Raw genomic sequence first — 21773 nt, 5'->3', positions numbered from 1 at the left:
CTACGCCCAAAAATCGAGTTACATGCTATCTTTCTTGTTCGAAGTGAGGTGATGAACCAAATGCGGAAGATCGCAGCGATTCTGGTCGCGGATGTGGTTGGCTATAGCCGCCTCGCAGAAGTGGATGAGGATCGGACACTTGCGCGGCTGCGGGTTCTGCGGAACGACTTGCTCGATCCGACGATCGCCGCACACGATGGACGAGTGGTCAAGCGTACTGGAGACGGCGCTCTCGTGGAGTTCCGCAGCGTTGTCGAGGCCGTGCGTTGCGCTGCTGAGATGCAGGAAGGCATGGTCGAATGGAACACAGGACTGCCTCACGATGAGCGCATTGAATTCCGCATCGGCATCCACGTCGGCGATGTCGTCGAGGAGAGTGACGGAGACCTGATGGGTGACGGAATAAACATCGCCGCCCGCCTGGAAGGCTTGGCGCAGCCGAACGGAATCTGCTTGTCGGGTTCGGCCTACGAGCAGGTGCGTGAAAAGCTCAAGGAACAGTTTGTCGATCTGGGCGAGCAAACCTTGAAAAACATCGCCAGGCCAGTGCGCGCCTATCACATGCTGTCCGGTGCCGCATCGAGGGAACCGGAAGTCGCACGAGGGAGACTAGTCCACCAAGACAAGCCTTCGATCGCCGTCCTCCCCTTCCAGAACATGAGTGGCGATGTCGAGCAGCAATACCTCTGCGACGGGCTTACAGAGGACCTGATCACGGAGCTTTCACGCTTCCGGCAGATGCAGGTTGCGTCGCGCAATTCGTCCTCCCGTTTCCGCGGAGCCGACGTTGACATGATACGAGCAGGACGCGAACTCAGCGTGCAGTACCTCGTCGAGGGCAGTGTCCGCCGTATGGGAACGCGCATCCGGATAACGGCCCAATTGATCGATGCCACGACGGGCAATCACGTCTGGGCAGAGCGTTATGACAGTGCGCAAGACGAGATATTCGATGTCCAGGATCGCGTCGTTCGCATTATCGTCGGAACACTTGTAGGACGAATGACGGCCGCACGCACCGACTTGGTCCTGCGCAAGCCGCCAGCCAGCCTGGCGGCCTATGAATGTGTCCTGCGCGGCGATGCGTTGCCAATGGGTACGCCGGAGATCGAGGCAGAGGCACGGCATTACTTCGAAAGGGCCATCGAACTCGACCCCAGCTACGCTCGTGCCTACGCATTATTGTCGTCAGCTATCGAGCGAGAGTGGTTTCTCGATATGAGTGATTCGAACCGCTTGCGCGACGAGGCGTTCGAGATGGCGCGGAAAGCCGTCGCGCTCGATGAAAACGACCATCTTTGCCAACTAGTAATGGCTTGGGCACAAGTCGATCGCGGCGCCTACGAAGTGGGTGAACAGCATTTCGCCAAGGCCATTTCGCTAAATCCAAACCATCCGGTCAATCACACCGACTTGGCGATGTTCTATAACTATCGCGGCGAAACCGAGAGAGCCATTGAGGGGATGCTGGAAGCGAAGCGCCTCGACCCATTCTTCAACCCTTCTTGGTATTGGGGCGAACTCGCCGCCGTCTACTTCAACGCGCGCCGCTATGACGACGCCATTGCCAACATGCGCCGATCAAGTTCTTTGTCGTTCTCGAAACAGGTTTGGTTCGCCGCAAGCTACGCAATGGCTGGCAAGCCCGATCTTGCGAGAGATTGCGTTGCTGGTTTGCTGCGCCGGATCCCCGAATTCTCCACTGCTAGGTACGTGGCCAAGGAGCCGCTGTTTCGCATCGAAGACCGCCAGCATCTAGCTGAAGGCATGCGCAAAGCGGGCTTGCCGGAATGACCGCTTAGGTCAGGCCAAGGCATCAGTCCTTCTGACAGTTGCGTCGGCTATCGTTCTTCCGACGCCAAAAGCCGCCATTCCGCTCTCGGCCCCGTTGGCGGCAAAGTGCCGTTTTGCCCCCAAACTTCCCGTCAGATCGTCTCCTTGACCCGTGCCGACAGAAAGTCCGGCAAGTCGGCAACCGAATCCAGCACGAAATCGGCGATCGTCGATAGCGATTCACGCGTGCCGGTGCCGGAGAGCACGCCGATCGCCAGCCCACAGCCGCCGGCGCGTGCCATCTCCAAATCGTGACGGTTGTCGCCGACCATGGCGATCTCGGCCGGCCTCAGCCCGGTCAGGTCGCAAAAGGCGAGGATGGTGTCGGGCGCCGGTTTCGGATTGGCAACCGCGTCATAGCCATAGGCGGCGTCGAAGAGCTGGGCGACGCCGAGCGTGACCATGGTCTTCTCCGCACCGGCGGTGGAATCGTTGGTGGCGACGCCGAGTCGGTAGGATCGTTTGTGCAATGCCGTCAGCGCCCCGACGATGCCCGGCAGCGCCACCGCCATCGACGAGCCCTGCACGGAGGTGATCTCGTTGAAGCGGGCGACGGCCAGCATCTGGTCCTCGTCGGACAGGCGCGGGAACCACAGTTCGACAACATCCATGTTGGTGCCGGAGGCGAAGATGGAATCCGGCTTGAAACGTTTGTTGACGAAATCGAAGCCTGCCGCCGACAGCAGCCGGTCGGCCTTCCAGCGATCGCCCTCGGCAGCATCCATGGCCATGAAATCGGCGATGCTGAGCCAGGTCGCGTTGAAATCGACGAGCGTGCCATCCTTGTCGAACAATATGCCCTTGATGTCGGCCGGGTTTTTCATGCCGCACCCCGCAGCTGCTGGATGCGCGCCACCAGCCCGGCGGTCGATGCGTCGCGCTTGGCGGCGCTCTCCTTGCCTTCCACAACAGGCAACAGGCCGGTCGCCAGTTCCTTGCCGAGTTCGACGCCCCACTGGTCGAAGGAATTGATGTTGAACAAGGTGCCTTCGACGAAGACGCGATGCTCATAGAGCGCAATCAACCGGCCGAAAGTGCGCGGGTCGAGCTTGCGATAGAGGATGGTCACCGATGGACGATTGCCGGAGAAGACGCGGTGCGGGGCTATTCTGTCGACATCGGCTGGCTTCATGCCCTTGGCCAGCATCTGCGCGCGCGCCTCTTCAAGCGTGCGGCCCTTCATCAACGCTTCCGATTGCGCCAGGCAATTGGCGAGCAGCAGATCGTGCTGATGCTTGAGGTCAGGCTCATGGCCGACGGCGGCGGCAAGGAACTCGACCGGGATGAAATCGGTGCCCTGGTGCAACAGCTGGAAGAAGGCGTGCTGGCCGTTGGTGCCGGGCTCGCCCCAGACCAGCGGTCCGGTTGGCGTCGTCACCGGCGTGCCGTCAAGGGTGACGCCCTTGCCATTCGATTCCATGTCGAGCTGCTGGAGATAGGCCGGCAGCCTGGACAGGCGCTGATCATAAGGGATGACGGCGCGCGCGGGATAACCGCAGATAACGCGATGCCACCATCCGACCAGTCCCAGCAGCGCCGGCAGGTTCCTCTGCAGGGGGGCTGAGCGGAAGTGCTCGTCCATCTCGTGCGCGCCGTCGAGGAAGGCGCGGAAGTTGCGCGGGCCGATGGCGATCATCACCGGCAGGCCGATGGCGCCCCACAGCGAATAGCGGCCGCCGACCCAGTCCCAGAAGCCGAACACGCGATCGGCCTCAATGCCGAACTTTGCGACCAGGTCGAGTGCGGTCGAGACGGCGGCGAAATGCTTGCCGACAGCTTCCTTGCCGAGCGCCTTCTGCACCCATTTGCGCGCCGTCTCGGCATTGGTCATCGTCTCGACCGTGGTGAAGGTCTTCGAGGCGATGATGAAGAGGGTGGTTTCGGCGGATAGGCCCTTCAGCGTGTCATGGATATGGGCGCCGTCGATGTTGGAGACGTAGTGCGCGCGCGGGCCGTCGTGATAGGGCGCCAGCGCCAGCGTCGCCATGGCCGGGCCGAGATCGGAGCCGCCAATGCCGATGTTGACGATGTCGGTGATCTTCTTGCCGGTGGCGCCGGCGGCCTTACCCGAGCGAATGGCGTCGGCAAAGGCGCCCATGGCGTCGAGCACGGCAAGCACATCCGCCTTGACGTCCTGGCCGTCGACGGTGACGCCCTTGCCCGAGAGGTTGCGCAGCGCCGTGTGCAGCACGGCGCGGTCCTCGGTGATGTTGATCTTCTTGCCGGAAAACATTGCTGCGCGGCGCCCTTCGAGGTCGGCCGCACCGGCGAGCTTTTCGAGCAGCTCCATGGTGTGCTGGTCGACCGCGCATTTCGACCAGTCGAGCAGAAGGTCGTCGTCGCTGGCCGAGAACGTCTCGAAGCGCTTGGGGTCGGCGGCAAAAGCCTCGCGCATCGTGCCCGATGCCGCCGCGCGCGCAGCACGCAAGGCGACAAGCTGTTTGTCGAAGGAGGAATGATCCACTGCCGGCTCCTGATACTTTTTCATGACATCTTATCAGACCGGATGTTTCCGGCGCGTGTCGCGCTGGAGTTATTGAGCCGAATTCCATTTCTTTCAATGCGTGGGGATGACGCAGTGCAACATAGCGGCCGTGTGGCGCAGTATTGCGGTGGTGCAGCATAACGCGACGACGCTGCGCGTCGCGCGAAGGATCACTGGCATAAATCCCAGCGATCAGAAAAATTGATTGGCGCAACCCCTTGTGCCACGGTTACCTTCCGCTGGTCCAGCCAAGCAAAAAAGTTTGGCCATCGAGGAACATCTCCCATGCCACAGCGTAACGACACGGCCATATGGTCCGGCCTGTTCCGGATTTCGGCGGAATCGGGCCAGACCCTGCAGGCGCAGATTCGCCAGGCGATCGTCGCCGCCATCCTCGACCGGCAGATCGCCGCTTCGATGCCGCTTCCGTCCTGCCGAATCCTGGCCGAAAAACTCGGCGTTGCGCGCGGCACCGTGGTGCTGGCGTTCCAGCAACTGGTCGACCAGGGTTTCCTGGTGGCGCGCGAACGTCGTGGCCATTTCGTCAATCCCGATGTGCTGGCCACCCCCGCCAAGCCGCACCAGAAGGCGCCGGACCAGCAGAACGAGATCGACTGGAAGGCACGCCGGCAGATCGCCGCCAGCGACATGCCGCCTCCGGCCAAGCACGACAACTGGATCAAGTCGTCCTACCCCTTCGTCTACGGCCAGTTCGACCCGGCGCTGTTCCCGACCGCCGAATGGCGCGAGTGCAACCGCATGGCGCTGGCAGTGCTCGAGATCCGTAACTGGGCCTCCGACATGGTCGATCGCGACGATCCGCTCTTGATCGAGCAGATCCAGGCGCGACTGCTGCCGCGGCGCGGCATCTTCGCCAATCCGGATGAGATCATCGTGACGCTCGGCGCGCAGAACGCGCTCTATATGCTGGCGACGCTGCTGATGACCAAGGGCTCGAAGGTGGCGATGGAAGATCCCGGCTACCCCGACGCACGCTCGATCTTCAGGCTTGCGGGCGCCGACATCCAGCCGGTTCCGGTCGACCAGTCCGGCATCGTAACCTCTTCCATTCCCAATGATTCCGGCTTCGTGTTCGTCACGCCCAGCCATCATTGCCCGACCATGGTGCCGCTGTCGGCGGAGCGGCGGCAGGATCTTCTGGCGCGCGCAAACCGCCACAACCAGATCATCATCGAGGACGGCTATGACAGCCAGCTTCTCGACGAGGCGCCGCAGCAGGCGCTGAAGAGCCTCGACCGCTCGGGACGCGTCATCTATGTCGGCTCGATGTCGAAGACGCTGGCTCCGGGCCTGCGGCTTGGCTACATCGTGGCTTCTGCTGGACTAATCGCTGAGCTCCGGGCGCTGCGCCGCTTCATGCTGCGTCACCCGCCGGCCAACAACCAGCGCGCCGTCGCGCTGTTCCTGTCGCTCGGCCATCACGAGGCCCTGGTGCGGCGGCTGTCGTCTGCTTTCGACGAGCGGCGCAAGCGTCTGGTCCATGCGATTTCCGCATTCCTGCCGGAATGGCGCTCGACCGATTCAGCCGGCGGCACATCGCTCTGGCTGGAAGGGCCGCGCGGCACCGATTCGCGCGGACTGGCCGAGGCCGCCGCGTCGCGCAGCGTCATCATCGAGCCCGGCGACCGCTTCTTCGACCGCACCGAAAAGCCTTCGCGTTTCATGCGCTTGGGCATTTCCTCGATCGCGCTGCAGCACATCGAGCCGGGCATCCGCGAGCTGGCGACCGCGGCCGGCCGCAGGCCGGCAGCCGCCTGATTTCCTCGTGCCGGGGCCCTGAAGGGCCCCGGTCCCCGACATACTTCCCAGCACTGTTCTTTAGTTCCCTGGCATATGCGACGGGGTCCACTGGCCCATAGGCTGTGCCAATGCCGGCGGCATAGTCGGCGGATAAAGGGGACGAAGCAGGCCGACGGTGGACCAATCACCGCGTCCGGTTTCGCAAGCTAAAGGTGGAGTGCCTCCCATGTCAGTGGCTCTTGAGAAGCAGGATGCGGCTCTTAAGGATACATCGGCCGATCAGCGTTCGCGGCGATCCGGCGGGCGCGAAGCGCGCCGCGCCATGCGGGCAGCACCGCTGGCGGACGATATCAGGCCGGTGCGCGCCGGCCTCGAAGGCGGCAGCTACGGGCCGCTCAACAGGAACGACCAGGAGCGCATCCACGAAGCGGTGCTGACGCTGCTGGAGACCGTCGGCTTCGCCAATGCCATTCCCTCCTGTATCGAAGCGCTGACCGGGGTCGGCGCCGTCTATGGCGACGACGGCCGCATCCGCTTCCCGCGGGGCCTGGTGCTGGACACGATCAAGAAAGCCGCGCGGAATTTTACGCTGCACGGCCAGGACCCGAAGCATGACATGCTGATCCAGGGCAAACGCGTGCATTACGGCACGGCTGGCGCCGCGGTGCATCTGGTCGATGTCGAAAAGCGCGAATACCGCGAGTCGCTGGTGCAGGACATTTACGACGCCGCCCGCCTCGTCGAAGGGCTCGACAACATCCATTTCTTCCAGCGGCCGATGGTACCGCGCGACATTCCCGATCCGCTCGAAATGGACTTCAACACGCTCTACGCCTGCGTGATGGGAACGTCGAAGCATGTCGGCACCTCGTTCACGGTGCGCGAGAACGTGCAGCCGGCGCTGGAAATGCTTTATGCGATCGCCGGCGGCGAGGAGAATTTCCGCGCCCGGCCCTTCGTCTCCAACTCCAACTGCTTTGTCGTGCCGCCGATGAAGTTTGCCGAGGACGCCTGCGGCGTGCTCGAAGCCTGTGTCGAAGGCGGCATTCCGATCCTGCTCCTGTCAGCCGGCCAGGCCGGCGCCACCGCCCCGGCGGCGATTGCCGGCGCAGTGGTCCAGGCTGTGGCCGAAGTGCTCGTCGGTCTCATCTATGTCAACGCCATCAAGCCGGGGCATCCGGCGATCTTCGGCACTTGGCCATTCGTCTCCGACCTCAGGACCGGTGCCATGTCGGGCGGCTCGGCCGAGCAGGCGGTGCTGACTTCGGCCTGCGCGCAGATGGCGCAATTCTACGATCTGCCGGGCGGTTCGGCCGCCGGCATGACGGATTCGAAACTGCCCGACATCCAGTCCGGCTATGAAAAGGGCATCACCGATGTGATGGCTGGCCTGGCCGGCCTCAACCTCGTCTATGAATCGGCGGGGATGCATGCCTCGCTGCTCGGCTTCTGCCTGGAAAGCCTGATCATCGACAACGACATGCTGGGCCATTGCCTGCGCTGCGTGCGCGGCATCGAGGTGACCGATGAAGCGCTTTCCATCGACACCATCACCGAAGTCTGCATGAATGGCCCCGGCCATTATCTCGGCAATGAGCAGACGCTGCGGCTGATGCAGACCGAATATTTCTATCCGGCCGTCGGCGACCGCTTTTCGCCGAAGGAATGGAACGAGAAGGGTCGGCCCGACATCTTGCAGCGGGCGATCATCGAGAAGAAGCGCGTGCTTGCCGAGCGTTTCCCCCGCCATGTGCCGAAGCTGCTCGACGACAAACTGCGCGCTCGCTTCGGCGAGATGATCAAGCTGCCGCGCAGCGGCATGGGTGGGTAAGCCTAACCTTACGAAGTCAGTCCGCGCTTAGCCCAAATCGCTCGACGACCTCGGCGCTGATCAATTTGCCATGCAGCGCCATCAGCACGATCTGCGCATCCAGACTGTCGCCGGTTTCAAGCGCTGCTTCGATGCGACGCTCCGCGTCCAGCCGTCGCTCCGGGCCGTTGGCCTGCTCGAACGTTTGCCGCCCGGCGATACAATAGCCGAACAGCTGCGCCACGGACCGATAGGCCTCCGGCGGCGGTTCGTCCGGCCAATGGTCTTTCATCAGATTGACGATGGTGAGCTTGACGCCCTCGGGAACAAGCGCCGGATGAAGGTCGGCACCGCGTAGCGCGTTGTCGAGTTCCCGCAAATCACCCGAGCGGCCGAACATGCCGAGGAAACCGAGGGAAGAGCGCCGTTTCGCCATGATGGTGTCCCTTGTGCAGGACGCTTCGAGATGACGTATCTGTAGGTCCGGCCCGACCGATACAAGAGCGCCGCCAAGAGAAAAGGCGGCCTGCCCGATGGCAAGCCGCCTTTGATTTTGCCAAGCACTGTCGCTCAGTGATTGTCCCTCGGCACGCCTCTGGTGTGCGCGACGTCCTGATACTTCACCGCCGGCTTCAGCACCATGCCTTCCGAGAACTGATCGACCATGGAGCGCTGGATCTCCTGCCACGGCGTCTGGTGCTGGGGATAGTGATAGCCGCCATTGCCCTGCAGCGCGGCGCGCCGCTTGGCGATCTCGTCGTCGCTGACGAGGATGTTGGCGGTGCCTTTGCGTAAGTCTATGCGCACACGATCGCCGGTCTTGAGCAGCGCCAGGCCGCCGCCAACGGCGGCTTCGGGCGAGGCGTTGAGGATCGACGGCGAGCCCGACGTGCCTGACTGGCGGCCGTCGCCGATGCAGGCCAGCGCGTGGATGCCCTTCTTGATGAGATAGGCAGGCGGCTGCATGTTGACGACCTCGGCGCCACCGGGATAGCCGATGGGACCGGCGCCACGCATGAACAGGATGGTATGCTCGTCGATGCCTTGCGCCGGATCGTCGATGCGGGCGTGATAGTCTTCCGGTCCGTCGAAGACCATGGCATTGCCTTCAAAGGCTTCCGGGTCCTTCGGGTTGGACAGATAGCGTTCGCGGAATTCCGGCGAGATGCCGCTGGTCTTCATGATCGCCGAATCGAACAGATTGCCGCTGAGGTTGATGAAGCCGGCATTGACCTTGAGCGGCTTGTCGACGCTGCGGATGACATCCTGGTTCTCGTTGGCCACGCCGCGGCAATTGTCGCCGATCGATTTGCCATTCACGGTCACGGTGTCGGGATGCGGCAAAAGCCCGGCCTTCAAAAGCTCGGCCACCACTGCCGGCACGCCACCGGCATGGTGGTAGTCCTCGCCGAGATACTCGCCGGTCGGCTGCAGATTGACGAGCAGCGGCACGTTGAGACCGATTGTCTGCCAGTCGTCATTGTTGAGCGGCACGCCGAGATGGCGGGCGATCGCATTGAGATGGATCGGCGCGTTGGTCGAGCCGCCGATCGCCGAATTGACGACAATGGCGTTCTCGAAGGCTTTGCGGGTCATGATGTCGGACGGCTTCAGATCCTCATGCACCATCTCGACGATGCGCCTGCCCGTCTCGTAGGAAATCTGGCCACGCTCGCGGTAGGGTGCGGGGATGGCGGCCGAGCCCGGCAGTTGCATGCCGAGCGCCTCGGCCAGCGAGTTCATCGTGGTGGCGGTGCCCATGGTGTTGCAATAGCCGGTGGACGGCGCCGAGGAGGCAACGATGTCCATGAACTCGTCATAGTCGATCTCGCCGGCCGACAGCCGCTGGCGCGATTCCCAGACGATGGTGCCGGACCCGGTCCGCTTGCCCTTGTGCCAGCCATTGAGCATCGGGCCAACCGAGAGCGCGATGGCCGGGATGTTGACGGTGGCCGCCGCCATCAAAAGCGCCGGCGTGGTCTTGTCGCAACCGATGGTTAGCACGACGCCGTCGAGCGGGTAGCCGTAGAGAACCTCTACGAGGCTGAGATAGGCAAGGTTGCGGTCGAGTGCTGCGGTCGGGCGCTTGCCGGTTTCCTGGATCGGATGGCAAGGGAATTCGAAGGGGATGCCGCCCATCGAGACGATGCCTTCGCGCACGCGCCTGGCCAGTTCGATATGGTGGCGATTACAGGGTGACAGATCCGAACCGGTCTGGGCGATGCCGATCAGCGGCTTGCCGGACATCAGTTCGGCCCGCGTCAGCCCGTAATTCAGGTAGCGCTCGAGATAGAGCGCGGTCATGCCCGGATTGTCGGGATTGTCGAACCACTCCTGCGAGCGAAATTTCTTTTTTCTGGTGGGGGCGCCTGCCATCGTGGTCTCCGTATTTGTAAGACAAATCGATATGGCAACGCGCCTTGGCAGGCAAGAGGTCACACAAGCGCACCCAGACTTTGGTGCGATAGACAGGTGTCGGACCCTGCGTTAGGCCTTTTCGGAGCAACGCGGGAGGGTATCGATGGCTTTGGTGATCGAAGGCGAGGAACGCATTGCCGCCCCCCTGCAGAAAGTCTGGGAAGCGCTGAACGATCCTGACGTGCTGCGGGAAAGCATTCCCGGCTGCCAGAACCTGGAGATGAAATCGCCGACCGAAATGGCGGCGACGGTGGTGGTGAAGATCGGGCCGATCAAGGCGACCTTCAATGGCGAAGTGACGCTGAAGAATTTGAAGCCGCCGCATGCCTACACCATCCAGGGCGAAGGCAAGGGCGGCATTGCCGGCTTCGCCAAGGGCGGCGCCGATGTCACGCTGACGGCGGACGGGCCGGATGCGACGGTGCTGAAATACGCCGCCAAGGCCGATGTCGGCGGGAAGATCGCCCAGCTCGGCAGCCGTCTGATCGAATCGACGTCGAAGAAACTTGCTGGGCAGTTTTTCTCGACGTTTGGGGAAAAGGTGGGTTCCCCTCCCCCTTGAGGGGAGGCTGGCCCGAAGGGCCGGGTGGGGTCCGCGGTGGCGCGCTCGGCATTACTTCTTCACAAGGTCGAGGCAACTCGACGCAGGTTGAGGCAGCTGAGGCGACCCCACCGCCGCGCTTCGCGCGGCACCCTCCCCTCGAGGGGGAGGGGTATCCGCACTACTCAAACACAATGCTCGGCACTGCCGCTTCCGCCGCGCCGCGCTCTTCGTTGACCCGCTCCCAAACCTTCGAAGCGATATTGCGATAAATCTTCGCCTCGGGGCTATCGGGCTTGGATGCCACCACCGGTGCGCCTTCATCCGAGCTTTCGCGGATGCCCATTTCCAGCGGCACTTCGCCAAGGAAGGTCACGCCGAGACGTTCGGCTTCGCGCCGGGCGCCGCCATGGCCGAAAATGTCGTAGCGCTTGCCGGTGTCCGGGGCGACGAAATAGCTCATGTTCTCGACGATTCCGAGCAGCGGCACGTCTACTTTCTTGAACATGTTCAACCCCTTGCGGGCGTCGATCAGCGCCAGATCCTGCGGCGTCGAGACGATGACGGCGCCGGCCAGCGGCACCTGCTGGGCCATGGTCAGCTGGGCGTCGCCGGTGCCGGGCGGCATGTCGACGACGAGCACGTCGAGCCGGCCCCATTCTACTTCGCGCAGCATCTGCGTCAGCGCCGACATCACCATCGGACCGCGCCAGATCATCGGCGTCTCCTCGTCGACGAGGAAGCCCATCGACATCACCTTGAGGCCGTAATTCTCCATCGGTTTCAGGATCTTGCCGTCGACCGTCTGCGGCCGGCCATGGATGTTGAGCAGCCTTGGCATGGACGGCCCGTAAATGTCGGCATCGAGCACGCCGACCCGCAGGCCATTGGCGGCGAGACCAAGCGCGATGTTGACGGCGGTGGTCGACTTGCCGACGCCGCCCTTGCCTGATGCAACCGCAATGATCGCCTCGATGCCGGGCACGCCACGCTTGCCCGAGCTTTGCGAGGCCGGGGCGTGTGGTGCGGGACGCGGCGCGGCTGGCCGAGCCGGTGGTGCCGGTCTGGGTGCGGGGCGCGCCGGAACCGGCGCTTCCATGCCACCACCCTTCTTTTCCGCCGTCAGCGCGACGACGGCGCCGGCGACGCCGGGAATCGCCTTGACGACGCGCTCGGCGGCGGCGCGCAACGGTTCCATCTCCTGCGCGCGGGCAGCGGGAACGGTGATCGAGAAGAATACTTTCGAATCGGCGATGAAAATCTCCGAAACCATGCCGAGGTCAACGATGTTGCCGGTGAAGTCCGGCCCATTGACCGTCTTCAGACGCTCGGTGACGATTTCCTTGGTGACGGACATCAGGTCTTCCTTATGCAAGCTTGCGCCTGAGATAATGCAGTTTCCCGGCAGAACCAAGTCGTGGCGCAACAGCCGGCGTGCTCTGCCCGGAAATCGACGGAATGGCTGAGGTGCCCAACTGCGTCTGGCGTCGCCGCCCGGCGCCGGTTAGCTTGCGCCAATGATCGACAAGCTGGAATTTTTCATCGCGCTGGCCAAGGAGGAGCATTTCGGCCGGGCGGCGGAGGTGTGCGGCGTCACCCAGCCGACGCTTTCGGCGGCGATCAAGCAGCTGGAGGAGCAGCTCGGCGTCATGCTGGTGCTGCGCGGCTCGCGCTTTCAGGGGCTGACGCCGGAAGGAAAGCAGGTGCTGGCGTGGGCGCGCCGCATCGTCGGCGACAGCCGTGCCATGAAGGAAGAGATGCGGGCGGCGCGCCACGGCCTTTCGGGGCGCATCCGCATCGCGGCGATCCCCACCGCTTTAGCGATGGTGGCGCGGCTGACGACGCCATTCCGGGCAAAGCACCCCGGCGTCACCTTCTCCATCCTGTCGCGCACCTCGATCGAAGTGCTGTCGCTGCTTGGCAATTTCGACGTCGATGCCGGCATCACCTACCTCGACAACGAGCCGCTCGGCCGCGTCACCAGCGTGCCGCTCTATGACGAGCGCTACCAGCTGATCACCGCTGTCGGAAATCCGTACTCCGACCGCGACAAAGTGACGTGGGCCGAACTCAGCCAGCTGCCGCTCTGCCTGCTGACGCCGGACATGCAGAACCGCCGCATCATCGACCAGCATCTGGCCGAGGCCGGCGTCGAGATGCGACCGACGCTGGAATCCAATTCAATGATCGTGCTGTTCTCGCATATAAGGACCGGCAAATGGTCGTCGATCATGCCGCTCAACCTTGCGGAAACATTCGGCTTTTCCGAGCCGATCCGGGCCATCCCGATCGTCGAGCCGGATGCCAGCCACACCGTCGGGCTGGTGGCCGCACCGCGCGAGCCGCACACGCCGCTGGTGCAGGCGCTGCTGGACGAGGCGATGGCGCTGGCAGACGATTTCCGCAACCGCCGCTAGGCTAGACAATGCAGGCTGACGGGTTTCGATAGAAAATTTCTATCAAGCAACGGATCAGCTTTATTGATCTCGGGGGTTTCCTCTGATTTCGTAAGCACTTAGCGCGAGACCGCTATCGACCAGGGAGGGCGCTGCATGACGATGCAGCCTGCAAGTACCGAGATCCAGTCGCGCACGGCCGCGATCATCCAGGAGCTGAAGGACCTCGAGGGTCCACTGCTGCCGATCCTGCACGAGATCCAGGAAGAGTTCGGCCATGTGCCGCAGGCAGCACTCCCGGTTATCGCCGATGGGCTGAACCTCTCCAGGGCCGAGGTGCACGGTGTCGTCACCTTCTATCATGATTTTCGCGCTCGCCCGGCCGGCCGGCACGTGCTCAAGCTCTGCCAGGCGGAGGCTTGCCAGTCGATGGGCTCGGATGCGGTTGCCGCCAAGATCAAGCAACTGCTCGGCATCGGTTTCCACGAGACCACCCGTGACGGATCGGTTACACTGGAACCTGTCTATTGCCTCGGGCTTTGCGCCTGTTCACCGTCGGCGATGCTGGATGGTGAGGTGATCGGGCGGCTCGATGACGAGAAGATCGAAGAGATCGTCGCGGAGGTACGCTCATGATCCCGCGCATCTACGTTCCAGGTGACTCCGGCGCGCTGGCGCTCGGCGCCGAAAAGGTCGCCAAGGCGATTCGCGCTGAACTGGCCGAACGTGGCATCGAGGCCAAGATCGTGCGCAACGGCTCGCGCGGCGCCTATTTCCTCGAACCGATGGTCGAGGTCGCGACCGCCGAGGGCCGTGTCGCTTACGGGCCGGTGAAGCCTTCCGATGTCAAGAGCCTGTTCGACAGCGGCTTCCTCAAGGGTGGCCATCACAAGCGCTGGCTGGGCGCGCCTGACAAAATCCCGTTCCTGGCCAAGCAGACGCGCCTGACCTTCGCGCGTTGCGGCATCAACGACCCGCTGTCGCTCGACGCCTACAAGTCGCTCGGCGGACTGAAGGGCCTGCAGAACGCGGTGGCTATGGCGCCGCTCGACATCGTCAAGCAGGTCACCGAATCGGGTTTGCGCGGTCGTGGCGGTGCTGGTTTCCCGACCGGCATCAAGTGGAAGACGGTGCTTGATACCGCCGGTGAACGCAAATACATCGTCTGCAACGCCGACGAAGGCGACAGCGCCACCTTTGCCGACCGCATGATCATGGAGGGTGACCCCTTCGTGCTCATCGAAGGCATGACGATTGCCGGCATCGCCACCGGCGCGACCAAGGGCTTCGTCTATATCCGCTCGGAATATCCGCATGCGGTGGCTGTCATGAACAAGGCTGTCGAGGTCGCCCGCAAGGCAGGCGTGCTGGGCGTCAACGTGCTGGGTTCGCCCAACGCCTTCGACATGGAAATCCGGGTCGGCGCCGGCGCCTATGTCTGCGGTGAGGAAACTTCGCTGCTGAACAGCCTTGAAGGCAAGCGTGGTGTGGTGCGCGCCAAGCCACCACTGCCGGCGATCCAAGGATTGTTCGGCAAGCCGACGGTGATCAACAATGTCATCTCGCTGGCTTCCGTGCCGATCATCATGGACAAGGGTGCCGCCTACTACAAGGATTTCGGCATGGGCCGCTCGCGCGGTACGATCCCGATACAGATCGCCGGCAACGTCAAGCATGGCGGCCTGTTCGAGACGGCGTTCGGCCTGACGCTTGGCGAGATCGTCGACGATATCGGCGGCGGTACGGCCACCGGTCGTCCGGTGAAGGCGGTGCAGGTCGGCGGCCCGCTCGGCGCATATTTCCCGCGTTCGCTGTTCGACACGCCGTTCGACTACGAAGAATTCGCCAAGCGGGACGGACTGATCGGTCATGCCGGCCTCACCGTGTTCGACGACACCGCCGACATGCTGAAGCAGGCGCGGTTCGCCATGGAATTCTGTGCCATCGAAAGCTGCGGCAAGTGCACGCCCTGCCGCATCGGCTCGACACGCGGGGTGGAGACCATCGACAGGCTTGCCGCCGGCATCGAGCCGGAAAAGAACCTGGCTCTGGTCACCGATCTCTGCAACACGATGAAGTTCGGATCGCTCTGCGCGCTGGGGGGCTTCACGCCCTACCCGGTGATGAGTTCGATCACCCATTTCCCCGAAGATTTCAAGCCCGCGCCGACGCGCGTGGCTGCTGAATAGGAGCTGGCAGATGAATATCAAGGCCGACTTCCCGACACTCATCGAAGAACTCGACTACGGAACCCCGGAATCGAAGGCGCAGAAGCAGGTCACGCTGGTCGTCGACGGCCGCAGTATCAGCGTGCCGGAGGGTACGTCGATCATGCGCGCGGCGATGGAAGGCGGGGTCGAGATCCCAAAACTCTGCGCCACGGACATGTTGGACTCGTTCGGCTCCTGCCGCGTCTGCCTGGTTGAGATCGAAGGGCGCGGCGGCACGCCGGCATCCTGCACGACGCCGGTCGGCGAAGGCATGGTGGTGCGCACGCAATCCGAGCGGCTCGACGCCATCCGCCGCGGTGTCATGGAGCTTTACGTCTCCGACCATCCGACCGGCTGGAACGAGAAGGCCGGTACCGGCGCCAGCGAGTTCGACGTTGTGGCGAAGTCGGTCGGCCTGACCGAGAACCGCTTCGGCATCGAGGGCCGCAACCACGTCAAGCCGGAAAACGGCGTGGCGCCCGGCCATGGCTCGCAGGCGGTCGACTACATCGCCCGCGATGAGTCCAACCCCTATTTCACCTATGATCCGGCGCAATGTATCGTCTGCTCGCGCTGCGTGCGGGCCTGCGAGGAGGTGCAAGGCACCTTCGCGCTGACGATCGAGGGCCGCGGTTTCGAATCGCGCATGGTCGCCGGCATGCATGAGGATTTCATCGCCTCCGAATGCGTGTCCTGCGGCGCCTGCGTGCAGGCCTGTCCGACCGATGCGCTGCGTGAAAAGACCGTGCTTGAGAAAGGCATGCCCGAGCGTTCCGCCGTCACCACCTGTGCCTATTGCGGCGTCGGCTGCTCTTTCAAGGCCGAAGTGAAGGGCGACGAAGTCATTCGCATGATGCCCTACAAGGACGGCAAGGCGAACCACGGCCATTCCTGCGTGAAGGGCCGTTTCGCCTATGGCTACGCGACCCACAAGGACCGCATCCTGTCGCCGATGATCCGGGAAAAGGTCAGCGATCCCTGGCGCGAGGTGAGCTGGGAAGAGGCGATTGCCCACACCGCCAAGGAATTCCGCCGTATCCAATATCAGTACGGACGCACCTCGATCGGCGGTATTACGTCCTCGCGCTGCACGAACGAGGAGACCTATCTGGTGCAGAAGCTGGTGCGCCAGGGCTTCCGCAACAACAATGTCGACACCTGCGCCCGCGTCTGCCACTCGCCGACCGGCTACGGCCTCGGCCAGACCTATGGCACCTCGGCCGGCACCCAGGATTTCGATTCCGTCGAGTTCACCGATGTTGCCGTCATCATCGGCGCCAATCCGGCTTCCGCGCATCCTGTGTTTGCTTCGCGGCTGAAGAAGCGGCTGCGCCAGGGCGCCAAGCTGATCGTGCTCGATCCGCGCCGGACCGAAATGGTCAAGTCGGCGCATGTCGAGGCCGACTACCACCTGCCGCTGAAGCCGGGCACCAACGTGGCGGTGCTGACGTCGCTGGCGCATGTCATCGTCACCGAAGGGCTTTTCGACGAAGCCTTCATCCGCGAACGCTGCGATTGGACGGAGTTCCAGGACTGGGCCTCCTTCGTCGCTTTGCCGGAGAACAGCCCCGAGACCGTCGGCAAGCTGTCCGGCGTCGACCCGGAGCTGATCCGCGGCGCTGCGCGGCTCTATGCCAAGGGCGGCAACGGCGCGATTTACTACGGCCTCGGCGTCACCGAACACAGCCAGGGTTCGACCACGGTTATGGCTATCGCCAACCTTGCCATGGCGACCGGCAATATCGGCCGCCCGGGCGTCGGCGTGAATCCGCTGCGCGGCCAGAACAATGTGCAGGGCTCATGCGACATGGGCTCGTTCCCGCATGAGCTGCCGGGCTACCGCCACATCTCCGGCGAGGCGGTGCGCGACATCTACGAGACTTTGTGGGGCGTGAAGCTCGATGACGAGCCGGGCCTGCGCATCCCCAACATGCTGGATGCTGCGGTCGACGGCTCCTTCAAGGGCATCTACATCCAGGGCGAGGACATCCTGCAGTCCGACCCTGATACCAAGCATGTCGCGGCGGGCCTGGCGGCGATGGAATGCGTGGTCGTGCACGACCTGTTCCTCAACGAGACAGCGAACTACGCGCATGTCTTCCTGCCGGGCTCGACCTTCCTGGAGAAGGACGGCACCTTCACCAATGCCGAGCGCCGCATCAACATGGTGCGCAAGGTGCTGGAGCCGAAGGCGCGCTATGCCGACTGGGAAGCGACGCAGGAGCTCGCCCGTGCGATCGGGCTTGACTGGAACTACCAGCATCCCTCCGAGATCATGGACGAGATCGCCAAGACGACGCCAAGCTTCGCCGGCGTGTCCTTCGATCTGCTCGACCGTGTCGGATCGGTGCAATGGCCCTGCAACGAGAAGGCCCCGCTCGGCACGCCGATCATGCATATCGACGGCTTCGTGCGCGGCAAGGGCAAGTTCATCCGCACCGAATATGTGGCGACCGACGAGCGGACCGGGCCGCGTTTCCCGTTGCTGCTGACCACCGGCCGCATCCTCAGCCAGTACAATGTCGGTGCCCAGACCAGGCGCACCGAAAACGTCATGTGGCACTCGGAAGACCGGCTTGAGATCCATCCGCACGATGCCGAGAACCGCGGCCTGCGCGATGGCGACTGGGTGCGGCTGACCAGCCGTTCGGGCGAGACGACGCTGCGTGCGCTGATCACCGACCGGGTGTCGCCGGGTGTGGTCTACACGACGTTCCACCATCCGGACACGCAGGCCAACGTCATCACCACCGACTTCTCCGACTGGGCGACCAATTGTCCGGAGTACAAGGTGACCGCCGTGCAGGTCGGCGCGTCGAACGGGCCGTCGGAATGGCAGCGCGAATATGACGAGCAGGCGCGCAACAGCCGCCGCATCGCTCGGCTGCAGGCGGCCGAGTAGTCTTGGCCGTGCGCCGCAAAGCTACGACGCAGACCTCGCGGCTGGCGCACCGTGCCAGCGGCACGACCTCGGCCAACCGCATGGTGCCGGAGGAGACGCCGGTGGCGTTCTCGTTCGCCGGCACCACCCATGCGGTGATGATGGCGAGCCCGGCCGATTTCGAGGATTTCGCGCTCGGCTTCTCGCTGACCGAAGGCATCATCGCAGATCCCCAGGAGATCGAGGCGATCGAGGTCGAGGACCACGGCGCCGGCATCGACATCCAGATCCGGCTCAAGGACCAGGCCAACACCCGCTTCGAGGCGCGGCGCCGGCGCTTGGCCGGACCGGTCGGCTGCGGGCTGTGCGGCATCGAATCCATCGAGGAAGCGATGCGCTCGGTCAATAGGGTCGGTGCGTCAAAACTTACGCTTGATGCCGACGACATCACCCGTTCGGTGAAGCTGCTGTCGAAGGTGCAGCCTCTGCATTCGGAAACCGGCGCCGTGCATGCCGCGGGCTTCTATGTACCGGGCAAAGGCATCGTCATGGCGCGCGAGGATGTCGGCCGCCACAATGCCCTGGACAAGCTGGCCGGCGCGCTGGCCAAGGCCGGCATCGGCGGCGCCACCGGCGCTGTTGTCGTGACCAGCCGCGTTTCGGTCGAGATGGTGCAGAAGACGGCGGCCATCGGCTCTGCCTTCATCATGGCCGTGTCGGCGCCGACCGCGCTTGCCATCCGCACCGCTGATGAGGCCGGCATGACGCTGGTGGCGCTGGTGCGCGGCGACGATTTCGATGTTTTCACCCACCCGGAACGGGTGGTCTTGGGAGTTGCCCAGCATGTCGCATGACGAAGACCACATCACGAGCACCAGGGAAAAGCTGGTGCGGATGGCTAATCAGATCGCGGCCTTCTTCCATTCGAGGCCACGCGACGAAGGCGTAGCGGGTGTGGCCGAGCACATCAACAAGTTCTGGGAGCCCAGGATGCGCCGCCAGCTCTTCGAGATGCTGGACGGCGGCGGCGAAAATTTTGACGAGCTCGTCGTCGAGGCCTCTGCCCGGATCAAGCGGCCAAAGACCGAGGAGCAGGCCGATATGAGCATTGGCTACGTCCAGCCCGCAGATACAGAGAGCGCCGCTCCCCAGAAATAGGCTCCCCAGAAGGGGCCGGGCGAAAGCGGTTCGGACCGCAAGGCTATATTCCTGTTTTCTAAAGTTTGACTGCCGCATCCGGCAGGCGTCTGCTATTGTCAGCGATCAGATATCGTCTGGCCGGGCGGGATGAAGTCGTGAGGCCGATCGAGACGCGATATGCCCTCAGCGGCGACGTGCGGATCGCCTATCAGGTGGTCGGCCAGGGATCGTTCGACCTGGTTTTCGTGCCCGGCTTCATTTCCAATCTCGACCTGCATTGGGAAGACGAGGGTTATACCAGGCTGCTGAAACGGCTCTCGGCGTTCTCGCGGCTGATCCTGTTCGACAAGCGCGGCACCGGCCTGTCCGATCGGGTCGACGCACGCCATCTGCCCAGCCTAGAGACCCGCATGGACGACGTGCGCGCGGTGATGGATGCCACCGGCAGCGGCCGTGCCGCCCTGCTCGGCGCCTCGGAAGGCGCGCCGCTGGCAATGCTGTTTGCCGCCACTTATCCGGAACGGACGCGGGCGCTGGCGCTCTATGGCGGCTATGCGCATTTCCACAAATGGGTGATGCCGCCGGACCGCCTCGAGGCCTTCATCGCGACGGCCGGCACCGAGTGGGGCACCGGCGCCACTTTGCCCAACTTCGCGCCGGGCCGGGTCGATGACCCGCATTTCACCCAGTGGTGGGCGCGCTTCGAACGGCTGTCGGCCAGCCCGACGGCAGCGGCGGCCCTGGCCCGGATGAATGCCGACATCGACGTGCGCGATGTGCTTTCGGCGATCGGCGCACCGACGCTGCTCATCCATCGCCGCAACGATGTGCGGGTCGACCCCGCTGCCAGCCGCTTCCTGTCGAAAAAGATCGCGAATGCGCGACTGGTCGAAATCCCCGGGCGCGATCACCCGATCTGGACCGGCGATGTCGACCGGGTGGCCGACCTGATCGAAGAGTTCCTGACCGGCGAGCGCGCCGTGGCCGAAGCGGAACGCGTGCTTGCCGCTCTTCTGGCGACACGTATCTACGACACGGCGCGGGTGGGCGAACGCATGTGGAACGAACGCAGCCAGCGCTTCCAGGAGACCTGGCGGCAGCTGGTCGGCCGTCATGGCGGACGCATCGCCGGCATCCAGGGCGAGTGGATGATCTCGCGCTTCGACGGGCCGGCGCGGGCCATACGCTGTGCGGCGGCGCTGCGCGATGCGGCGCAGCATATGGGCATTGCAAGCGCCCAGGGCGCGCATGTCGGCGAGGTCGAAATGCGCGGGCCGCCGGTCGGGCTGATGGCCCGGGTGACGATGCAGATCGCCGCCCATGCCGGGCGCGGCGATATTCTGGCGTCGCGGCTGGTCGCCGACCTGGCGGCCGGTTCCGGGCTGCATTTCATCGATGCCGGGCGCGTCACGGTGGACGAGCTGGACGAGCCGCTGGCGCTGGTCCAGGCGACGTCGGAACAGCATCTCGAGCCGGCCTGCCGTCCCAAGGCCAAGCCTGCCGAGCCGGCTCAACTGACGGCGCGCGAAAGCGAGGTGGTGGGCCTGATCGCCGACGGCAAGAGCAATGCCGCAATCGCTGCCGAGTTGAGGCTGAGCGAGCATACGGTCAAGCGTCACGTCGCAAACATATTGCTGAAGCTCGACCTGCCGTCGCGGGCGGCGGCAGCGGCATTTTCCGCCAGGCACACTGGCCCGGACGGGCCATAGCAGCCATGGCGCTTTCGGGCGAAGCGGCCAAGGGCGCGCGGGCGCTACCAATTCTCTCCATGCAGCCCAGGCGGATGTCGCCGGGAAGGCGCTGCGAACGGAGGATGCAATGCTGAAGTCAAACAGGTCGATCAAATCGCTGGTGATAGCGGCAAGCGTTGGCGCGCTGTTCACCATCGCCCCTGCCAAGGCCGAGGATGCCGCGGCGGCCGCCGCTTACAAGGACATCGAGGCGACGCTGGGCTCGGTGCCGGACATGTTCAAGACGCTGCCGGATGTCGCGGTTGCCGGCGCCTGGGCCGAGATCAAGGGCGTTCAGCTCAACCCCAAGACCGCGCTCGACGGCAAGACCAAGGAGCTGATGGGGCTGGCCGTCGCCTCGCAGATCCCCTGCCAGTACTGCATCTATTTCCACACCGAGGCAGCCAAGCTCAATGGCGCGACCGATGAGGAGATCAAGGAGGCGATCGCGATGGCGGCCATCGTGCGCCACTGGTCGACGATGCTCAACGGCAGCCAGGTCGATTTCGCGACCTTCAAACAGCAGACCGACGGCGTGTTCGCGGCCGTCAAAGCCAAGTCGCAGTGA

The 21773-nt window shown here is 63.9% G+C and carries 17 protein-coding genes; 12 read left to right on the top strand and 5 right to left on the bottom strand.

Features of this window, described 5'->3' with window-relative positions:
- Positions 1-60 precede the first annotated feature (60 nt).
- Entirely contained in the window at positions 61-1794 is a 1734-nt protein-coding gene (locus AC1DXM_RS14020) for an adenylate/guanylate cyclase domain-containing protein (RefSeq protein WP_477233582.1), read from the top strand.
- A 131-nt stretch (positions 1795-1925) separates the two neighbouring features.
- Here the strand turns inward: AC1DXM_RS14020 and AC1DXM_RS14015 are convergent, their stop codons facing one another.
- Both AC1DXM_RS14015 and pgi read right to left on the bottom strand, forming a co-directional pair.
- Positions 1926-2657: an HAD family hydrolase gene (locus AC1DXM_RS14015; RefSeq protein ID WP_477233581.1), complete on the bottom strand. Its 732-nt coding sequence runs from the start codon at positions 2655-2657 to the stop codon at positions 1926-1928.
- Positions 2654-4297 (bottom strand): glucose-6-phosphate isomerase, encoded by a 1644-nt coding sequence (gene pgi / locus AC1DXM_RS14010; RefSeq protein ID WP_477233741.1) that lies wholly within the window; start codon positions 4295-4297, stop codon positions 2654-2656. Before pgi ends, AC1DXM_RS14015 begins: the two co-directional genes overlap by 4 nt.
- Before the next feature lie 306 nt (positions 4298-4603).
- Here pgi and pdxR point away from each other — a divergent pair, with 306 nt between their 5' ends.
- Entirely contained in the window at positions 4604-6097 is a 1494-nt protein-coding gene (gene pdxR / locus AC1DXM_RS14005; RefSeq protein WP_112560664.1) for a MocR-like pyridoxine biosynthesis transcription factor PdxR, read from the top strand.
- Between the two features lie 208 nt (positions 6098-6305).
- Positions 6306-7910, top strand: a complete 1605-nt coding sequence (locus tag AC1DXM_RS14000; RefSeq protein WP_477233580.1) for a trimethylamine methyltransferase family protein — start codon at positions 6306-6308, stop codon at positions 7908-7910.
- A 16-nt stretch (positions 7911-7926) separates the two neighbouring features.
- Here AC1DXM_RS14000 and AC1DXM_RS13995 read toward each other — a convergent pair whose 3' ends face one another.
- Positions 7927-8325 carry a hypothetical protein gene (locus AC1DXM_RS13995; protein ID WP_477233579.1) on the bottom strand — a complete coding sequence of 133 codons (399 nt, stop codon included), beginning with the start codon at positions 8323-8325 and terminating at the stop codon, positions 7927-7929.
- Positions 8326-8459: 134 nt separating this feature from the next.
- Positions 8460-10265: an IlvD/Edd family dehydratase gene (locus AC1DXM_RS13990; protein WP_477233578.1), complete on the bottom strand. Its 1806-nt coding sequence runs from the start codon at positions 10263-10265 to the stop codon at positions 8460-8462.
- Between the two features lie 145 nt (positions 10266-10410).
- Between AC1DXM_RS13990 and AC1DXM_RS13985 the strand changes: the two genes are divergently transcribed.
- Positions 10411-10869 (top strand): SRPBCC family protein, encoded by a 459-nt coding sequence (locus AC1DXM_RS13985; protein ID WP_477233577.1) that lies wholly within the window; start codon positions 10411-10413, stop codon positions 10867-10869.
- A gap of 160 nt (positions 10870-11029) precedes the next feature.
- Here the strand turns inward: AC1DXM_RS13985 and AC1DXM_RS13980 are convergent, their stop codons facing one another.
- Positions 11030-12208: an Mrp/NBP35 family ATP-binding protein gene (locus AC1DXM_RS13980; RefSeq protein WP_477233740.1), complete on the bottom strand. Its 1179-nt coding sequence runs from the start codon at positions 12206-12208 to the stop codon at positions 11030-11032.
- Positions 12209-12365: 157 nt separating this feature from the next.
- Here AC1DXM_RS13980 and AC1DXM_RS13975 point away from each other — a divergent pair, with 157 nt between their 5' ends.
- The 8 genes from AC1DXM_RS13975 to AC1DXM_RS13940 all read left to right on the top strand — a co-directional run bounded on the left by AC1DXM_RS13975 (position 12366) and on the right by AC1DXM_RS13940 (position 21773).
- Positions 12366-13265 carry a LysR family transcriptional regulator gene (locus tag AC1DXM_RS13975; protein WP_477233576.1) on the top strand — a complete coding sequence of 300 codons (900 nt, stop codon included), beginning with the start codon at positions 12366-12368 and terminating at the stop codon, positions 13263-13265.
- Between the two features lie 135 nt (positions 13266-13400).
- A complete protein-coding gene (locus tag AC1DXM_RS13970) occupies positions 13401-13880 on the top strand; it encodes a formate dehydrogenase subunit gamma (RefSeq protein ID WP_477233575.1) in 480 nt (159 codons plus the stop codon).
- Complete coding sequence (locus tag AC1DXM_RS13965) at positions 13877-15433, top strand: formate dehydrogenase beta subunit (protein WP_477233574.1); 1557 nt, start codon at positions 13877-13879, stop codon at positions 15431-15433. Before AC1DXM_RS13970 ends, AC1DXM_RS13965 begins: the two co-directional genes overlap by 4 nt.
- A gap of 10 nt (positions 15434-15443) precedes the next feature.
- Entirely contained in the window at positions 15444-18356 is a 2913-nt protein-coding gene (gene fdhF / locus AC1DXM_RS13960; RefSeq protein ID WP_477233573.1) for a formate dehydrogenase subunit alpha, read from the top strand.
- Positions 18357-18358: 2 nt separating this feature from the next.
- On the top strand, positions 18359-19189 hold the full coding sequence (gene fdhD / locus AC1DXM_RS13955) for a formate dehydrogenase accessory sulfurtransferase FdhD (protein WP_477233572.1): 831 nt from the start codon (positions 18359-18361) through the stop codon (positions 19187-19189).
- Positions 19179-19493, top strand: a complete 315-nt coding sequence (locus AC1DXM_RS13950) for a formate dehydrogenase subunit delta (protein ID WP_477233571.1) — start codon at positions 19179-19181, stop codon at positions 19491-19493. The genes fdhD and AC1DXM_RS13950 overlap by 11 nt, the downstream gene beginning before the upstream one ends.
- Before the next feature lie 137 nt (positions 19494-19630).
- The gene (locus tag AC1DXM_RS13945; protein WP_477233570.1) at positions 19631-21184 is read left to right on the top strand and encodes an alpha/beta fold hydrolase; all 1554 of its coding nucleotides are present in this window, start codon (positions 19631-19633) and stop codon (positions 21182-21184) included.
- Positions 21185-21293: 109 nt separating this feature from the next.
- Complete coding sequence (locus tag AC1DXM_RS13940) at positions 21294-21773, top strand: carboxymuconolactone decarboxylase family protein (RefSeq protein ID WP_477233569.1); 480 nt, start codon at positions 21294-21296, stop codon at positions 21771-21773.

This window comes from Mesorhizobium sp. P3_A2 (assembly GCF_056403115.1).
Note: the sequence above shows the minus strand (reverse complement) of the source record. Positions and strands in the feature narration are given on the sequence as shown.